7 protein-coding genes and 2 pseudogenes are annotated in these 5,734 nt (G+C 42.6%); 3 read left to right on the forward strand and 6 right to left on the reverse strand.

All coding sequences use genetic code 11. The features are described from left to right. The 3 genes and pseudogenes from RHOW815_RS08640 to RHOW815_RS06525 form a co-directional block, all read right to left on the reverse strand. Positions 1 to 87, reverse strand: a pseudogene (locus tag RHOW815_RS08640) (IS5/IS1182 family transposase); the annotation flags it as partial. A 53-nt stretch (positions 88 to 140) separates the two neighbouring features. Beyond that, positions 141 to 590, reverse strand: coding sequence for a GNAT family N-acetyltransferase (locus tag RHOW815_RS06520; protein ID WP_215217519.1), 450 nt, complete (start codon positions 588 to 590; stop codon positions 141 to 143). A gap of 1 nt (position 591) precedes the next feature. Further along, positions 592 to 819: pseudogene (locus RHOW815_RS06525) on the reverse strand (GNAT family N-acetyltransferase); the annotation flags it as partial. A gap of 314 nt (positions 820 to 1,133) precedes the next feature. Between RHOW815_RS06525 and RHOW815_RS06530 the strand changes: the two are divergent. Further along, positions 1,134 to 1,802: a class I SAM-dependent DNA methyltransferase gene (locus RHOW815_RS06530; protein WP_215217521.1), complete on the forward strand. Its 669-nt coding sequence runs from the start codon at positions 1,134 to 1,136 to the stop codon at positions 1,800 to 1,802. A 69-nt stretch (positions 1,803 to 1,871) separates the two neighbouring features. On the opposite strand, the gene RHOW815_RS06535 is transcribed toward RHOW815_RS06530, so the two are convergent. From RHOW815_RS06535 to RHOW815_RS06545, 3 genes are all read right to left on the reverse strand, one after another. Further along, positions 1,872 to 2,306 (reverse strand): TipAS antibiotic-recognition domain-containing protein, encoded by a 435-nt coding sequence (locus RHOW815_RS06535; RefSeq protein ID WP_215217522.1) that lies wholly within the window; start codon positions 2,304 to 2,306, stop codon positions 1,872 to 1,874. 164 nt (positions 2,307 to 2,470) lie between these two features. Beyond that, complete coding sequence (locus RHOW815_RS09125) at positions 2,471 to 2,647, reverse strand: MerR family DNA-binding transcriptional regulator (RefSeq protein WP_215217523.1); 177 nt, start codon at positions 2,645 to 2,647, stop codon at positions 2,471 to 2,473. A 108-nt stretch (positions 2,648 to 2,755) separates the two neighbouring features. Continuing rightward, a complete protein-coding gene (locus tag RHOW815_RS06545) occupies positions 2,756 to 3,496 on the reverse strand; it encodes an ATP-binding cassette domain-containing protein (RefSeq protein WP_245397486.1) in 741 nt (246 codons plus the stop codon). Positions 3,497 to 3,669: 173 nt separating this feature from the next. On the opposite strand from RHOW815_RS06545, the gene RHOW815_RS06550 reads away from it, so the two are divergent. Further along, positions 3,670 to 4,245 (forward strand): TetR/AcrR family transcriptional regulator, encoded by a 576-nt coding sequence (locus RHOW815_RS06550; RefSeq protein WP_215217524.1) that lies wholly within the window; start codon positions 3,670 to 3,672, stop codon positions 4,243 to 4,245. Positions 4,246 to 4,403: 158 nt separating this feature from the next. Then, complete coding sequence (locus RHOW815_RS06555; RefSeq protein WP_215217525.1) at positions 4,404 to 5,450, forward strand: Fic family protein; 1,047 nt, start codon at positions 4,404 to 4,406, stop codon at positions 5,448 to 5,450. Positions 5,451 to 5,734 lie beyond the last annotated feature (284 nt).

Genomic DNA, 5,734 nt, shown 5'->3' on the forward strand with positions numbered 1-5,734 from the left:
ACGTGTTTTTTTGCGTGTAGACTCAAGTATTAGATGGATTTTGCTAAATTGTTTACGAGAAATATCGCTTGGATAAGAGCGGGTCATAACTACCTCCAAAGGTTTTATGAAAACTATCATTATACCTTAATGAGAAGATTTTAAACAGGCTCTAAAGCGAAATGATGGCCAATGATTTTAAAGCCATGGTTGAGATATAGTCTATGAGCATCGTGTCGCTGTGGACCGCTATCCAAATGGATTTGGTCGCATTTGGCTTTTTTCCCCTGCTCGATTACCCACTTCAATAGTTTTCCGCCGTGTCCGCTTCTCCGTGTTTCAGAGTCAGTGATTAGGTCATCGATATATAGAACCTTTCCCCAAGCTAAAAACTCCAAGAACCTAAATCCTGCAATAGCCCTCGCCTCTCCCCCGTCTTGGCAATACACTAAGTGGTATCCTTCAGCTAGTTGACGCTGGACTTGCTCGACAAATGCCTGTTCATCCGTCAAATGAGGTCGCAGTTGCTTCATGACTCTATGGCATGATCGGATTTGCTCTTCCGTAGAGGCTCTTTGGATTTTGGCTTCTTCTGCAGTGATTAGACTCATTTTATGCTCCGATTTTCTTTTTGGGATTCACTAAGTTTTCCATGTAAAGCTCCATTTGGTAATGGGGAACAGGATGCCAGCTCGCAATAAACTCCCCGATGATCTTAAAGCCGGCTTTCTGATATACGTGGATGGCTCGTTTATTGGAGGCTTCGGGATCGATCAGAACCTTTTTCATATTTGGAAAATGGCTAATCAAAAATTCCCGAATCATGGGCACTGCAAGTCCTTTTCCTAAATAATTGAGATCGCAAAGTCACCAGAAAAAGGGTTAGGCGGAAATAATGTGCTTGAGGATGCTAGATTGCTATCGGCACTGCTGGCATCTTCGCCAAACCCTATCGACTGGCCAAAATTGGTAGAGCGTTATGAAAGAGAAATGTTTACCAGGGTAAGAACGGCTGTTGAGGAATCTAAGAACGCAGCGGAATATTTCCGCACCCTTCGATCTCCTTCATGAATATCAGGGAATTAAAAAATCTGATATAAGGAAAAGGCTTAAAAACAAAATAATTTAGATTTTTGATTTAAAGGACTAGAAAAATGAATAAAGAGTCGGCCGCATATAAAAGCCTTTGCACTGAATACTATGAGTTGGACAAACCAGTCCCGCCGGCAGATGCTCTTAAATGCTACTTAAATTATGCAAAAGAAGCTGAAGGAAGAATCCTTGAACCTATGTGCGGCACAGGAAGATTTCTTATTCCGCTTTTAGAGCAAGGGTATACTGTTGCAGGCTTTGATTCTTCCTCTCATATGCTTAAGGTTTGCCGTGAAAAATGCGCAGATTGTAAATTAACAGCCGAACTTTCAGAAGATACATTTGAAACTTTCTCGCAGCCAGGGAAGTATAACTTGATTTTCATAACGAGCGGTTCATTCGGCCATCTGATCGCTCAAGAGGAGGTGGACAAGGCTTTGGCATTCGTTGTTGAGCGGTTAAATTCCGGCGGGAAATTTGTATTCGAAATCGAGACTTTAAAGTCTGTTCGCGAACCGCAAGGGATTTGGAAAGGAAGATGGGTGAACAGGCCCGACGGTTCGAAAATTGTTATGCATGTGCTGTCGCGCTTCGATCCTATTTCACGAGTGGACGAAGGTCTTTTCCGCTATGAATTATGGGAAGCGAATGAAATTTCCAAAACAGAAGTCGAAGATTATCGGGTAAGATATTATGAGCCTGCTGAAATGGAAAGCTTATTGCAGCGCTGACTCTGTCGTTTTATTCGAATGCGTTAAGAAATAAAATCCTCCCTCATTTTTGAAGGAGGACCTTTAAAATTAGGATAGCTCTCGATCAGCAAATATTTTCATTGCCTCTGCCATAAAGACAGCCAATTCTGGATGAAAGGGATCCAGCTGTTTTCTGAACTCAGGATGTTCTGCATACAATTGAGCCATCGCTTTGTACACTTCCTGCGTTGCAGAATGGGTTTGTTCTGCAAAGGCGTGATGCTTTTTGATAATCTTTTGCACTTCGCCATCTGCAGGATCCAATCCCTTTTCGATGCAATGACCCAGTTCTTTAAAGAGAGCATGAGCCGTTTTGACGATGTTATCGTAATAGGCTTTGCCCCGCTTCTCAACGTCTTCAGCGTTTTTGGTGGGGTTTTTTACACTTTGGACTACTATTTTTTCAGCTTGAGAGTAAGGCTGTCCTTCCTTCAGCTTGACTAACCCGATGTTGAAGCCATCGAACATTTCTTTGTCTTTCATTTTCTTTTTTCCTTTTAAATGTTTGATTGTCTTATCGATGGTTTTCAGCAGCCGGCCGACCTTCTCCCATTCGCAGCTTAAAGCCCTTCTATGGGAATGCAAAGCTGCAATTTGGTCGAAATCGCTTTTGCCAATAACTTTGAGGATCTGCTTCAGGGTAAGCCCTAGTTCCTTAAAGAACAGAATTTGCTGCAGCTGCAGCAGCTCCCTTTCTTCATAGTATCTCTATATCCATTGGCTCCATGGTAGGCGGGCTTCAGCAGCCCTATTTCATCGTACCAGTGGAGAGTCCGGATGCTGACCCCTGAAATTTTCGCTAATTTTGCAACTGTGTAAACCATCGGCGTTCTCCTTCAATATCCCTTTGATTTTAAAGGATAGCCCTATAATAAGGAATAACGTAACGTGAGGGTCAACGAAGAATTTTTTAAAATAAAAAATTGATATTCTTACCTAGTTCCAAGCTTCCATTCCTGAGTAGCGATTTTTTCAATAAAAGTGGCGTCATGCGATATAGCCACAACAGCTCCATCGAAATTGAGAAGAGCCTTTTCAAATGCCTCCAAGGTCATGAAGTCGAGATGGTTCGTCGGCTCGTCCAGTAAGAGGACATTAGGTTTTTCCAGAACAAGCGCTAGCAGCATCATTCTCTTGCGCTGCCCTGTGCTCAGCGTGGAAAATGGGCGCCTCAGCAAATCGGCTCCTCCTAAAGCTGCTTTATGAAGTTCGCGCCTTAAGTCCTCTTCGGAGAGCTGATACGTACTCTCAAAGTACTGAAGAGGTGTTTGCTCCATTGGAAGCAGTCCGACTTCCTGATCCAGGAAAGCTATTTTTGCAGCAGCAGCCGAGCGGATGTTCCCTTCATCCAACGGGAGAAGGCCGGCAATCGCCTTCAGAAGGGTTGTTTTTCCGCATCCATTCGGACCTGTGACAAGAATCCTGTCTCCTTTGCATATGCTCTTGCAAAAGCCGGAAAACAAAATTTTATTCCCATACGACTTGCCTGCATGGTCTAGTTCAATTGCAACTGAGGATGCCAACGGCGATTCGGCAAATTTCAAGCCCTTGATGCTTTTCGGCTTTGGGTGGGAGAGAAGATTTGACTCGATTTCTTCAAGCCGCCCTTTCATTGCATCGAGCTTGTGCTGCAAAGACTTCTGATGCTTCTCCCCTCTTTTGTCATACGCCATGATATTGCGGTCTTTAGGAGGAGTTATACGCTACAGCTATAGCCTTCGTGTCTACCATAAATCTTCTCCTTTGTGATTTTTTTTGACAATCATATTGATTATAGTATACTATATCCAATATGTCCAATACAAAAAAAAGAACCTACTGCTGCCCGTCTAGAAATGCAAAGGCAATGCAAACAAGAAGCCGGATCCTTATTGCTGCAAAAAATCTTTTTGAATCAGAAGGGTTTGAATATGTAACGATTGAAAAAATAGCCCAAGCCGCGGCTGTTTCAACACCAACCGTTTATTCACTTTTTCAATCTAAGCGTGGTGTACTTCGTGCGTTGATGGATGAGGTATTTCCCAGAGACCAGTTTGAGACCCTCGTAGAAAGCAGCACTCAGGCAAAATCTCCAGAAGTACGCCTTCAATTCTCTGCCAAAATCGCGCGTCAGATGTACGATGCAGAGAAGCTGCAAATGGATATTTTTCGAGGTGCTTCTGTATTAGCTCCAGAATTTAAGGAACTTGAAAAGGAAAGAGAAACGCGTCGATATAATCGGCAAGAAATAACGATTGAAGCAATGATCAGAGAAAAATCTCTAGCTACCGGTCTTAGCCCAACGAAAGCCAGAGATATTTTATGGGCTTTTACCGGGCGTGACCTGTATCGCATGCTTGTAATAGAACAGAGTTGGACATCGGATGAATATGAGGAATGGCTAGCTCAAATGCTCATAAACGCCTTAGTAAAAAAAGAATAGCCATCGAATTGACTATCATTTGGATATTCAAAAACATTAGCTTCTTTTTTACGACTGATTTTTCAGAAAATTGTCATAAAAAATGTCGTAAAATGTCGTAAAAAAGTTGCCAATATAGGCTTTTTATGACATACTAAGGAAAAAAGTGTCGTAAAACCATGCCTTTTGAACCTAAATTCACAATTTCCATCCCTATAGCATCTGCGCTTACCGCAATTGAGCGCACGCGCGGTTTTTTGGAAGCAGCTACTCTTTCAAAAGACTGGGTATCCAAAATGCAAGCCCGGGCATTAATTTTAGAAGCCCACCACACGACCCACATAGAAGGCACGCATCTAAGCCTGGACCAATCCGAAAGACTTATTTCGGGAGAAAAAATGCAAGGGGTCGATTCGGAAGATGTAAAAGAATTGCTGAACTATAAAAAAGCTTTTGATTTTGTTGCCGAGTATGTCTTTTCCCAGGGAACAATAACCGAAGGCTTGATTCGAGAAATCCATAGCCGATTAGTAGAAGGTGTGAGAGGCAATACGGCCCAGCAGGGTCAATACAGGACCATCCAGAATTATGTTGCCAACTCAAAAACAAAGGAAATCATCTATACTCCCCCAGCTCCTTATGATGTCTCTGTTTTAATGGCCGAACTGACGGATTGGCTGCAAAACGAACGTACAATCCCTCCCGTTCTTGCTGCTGGGATAGCGCAGTTTCAGCTTGTCCACATCCATCCGTTTGTAGATGGAAACGGCAGAACTTCTCGGCTCCTGTCCACTTTGTGCCTCTACCGCTCCGGGTATGACTTTAAGAAACTTTTCACCATCAGCGAATACTACGACCGAAATAGACAGGATTTTTACCAAGCGCTCCAATCCGTCAGAAATAACGGCATGGATATGACGAGCTGGCTTGAATATTTCTGCAAGGCTTTGGAAACCCAAATGCATGAAATCCAATTCAAAGGATCCCAAGCTATGAAATTGGATGTTCTTGTGCTTGAGCATAAACTTTCCGAAAGGCAGAAACAGGCCTTGGAGAACCTGATGGCAAGCGAGAAGGATTTTAATATTCAAGAATACGAAGCGCTTTGCCCGGGAATAAACAGACGGTCTTTGCAAAGAGATCTTGCCGATCTCATAGAAAAGGGCATCATCACGCAAGATGGAATAAAAAAAGCAGCTCGCTATAGGCTGAACCGACTCAGATGATTTTTTGCGACATTTTACGACATATTTTTACGACGAAAACGAGTCTTCCGTGTCACAAAGAAATTGTGTATTAGTTACGTTAGAGAAAAGGGGATTGATGTGAAAGGATTGAATACTTGTGTTTTAGAACCAAAGGCACTGAATGTAAGACAGATATTAGACGATATCCAATTACAGCATCCAAATAAGTTCTCTAATTGCACACAAGGGGAATATAAATTCTCTTAATTCTTCATAAGCTCTCCGAGCCGATATTTTGCTTGCAAAATAAAAGGCGTTTTTTA

It is taken from the genome of Candidatus Rhabdochlamydia sp. W815 (assembly GCF_018642185.1).
Classification (GTDB): domain Bacteria; phylum Chlamydiota; class Chlamydiia; order Chlamydiales; family Rhabdochlamydiaceae; genus Rhabdochlamydia; species Rhabdochlamydia oedothoracis.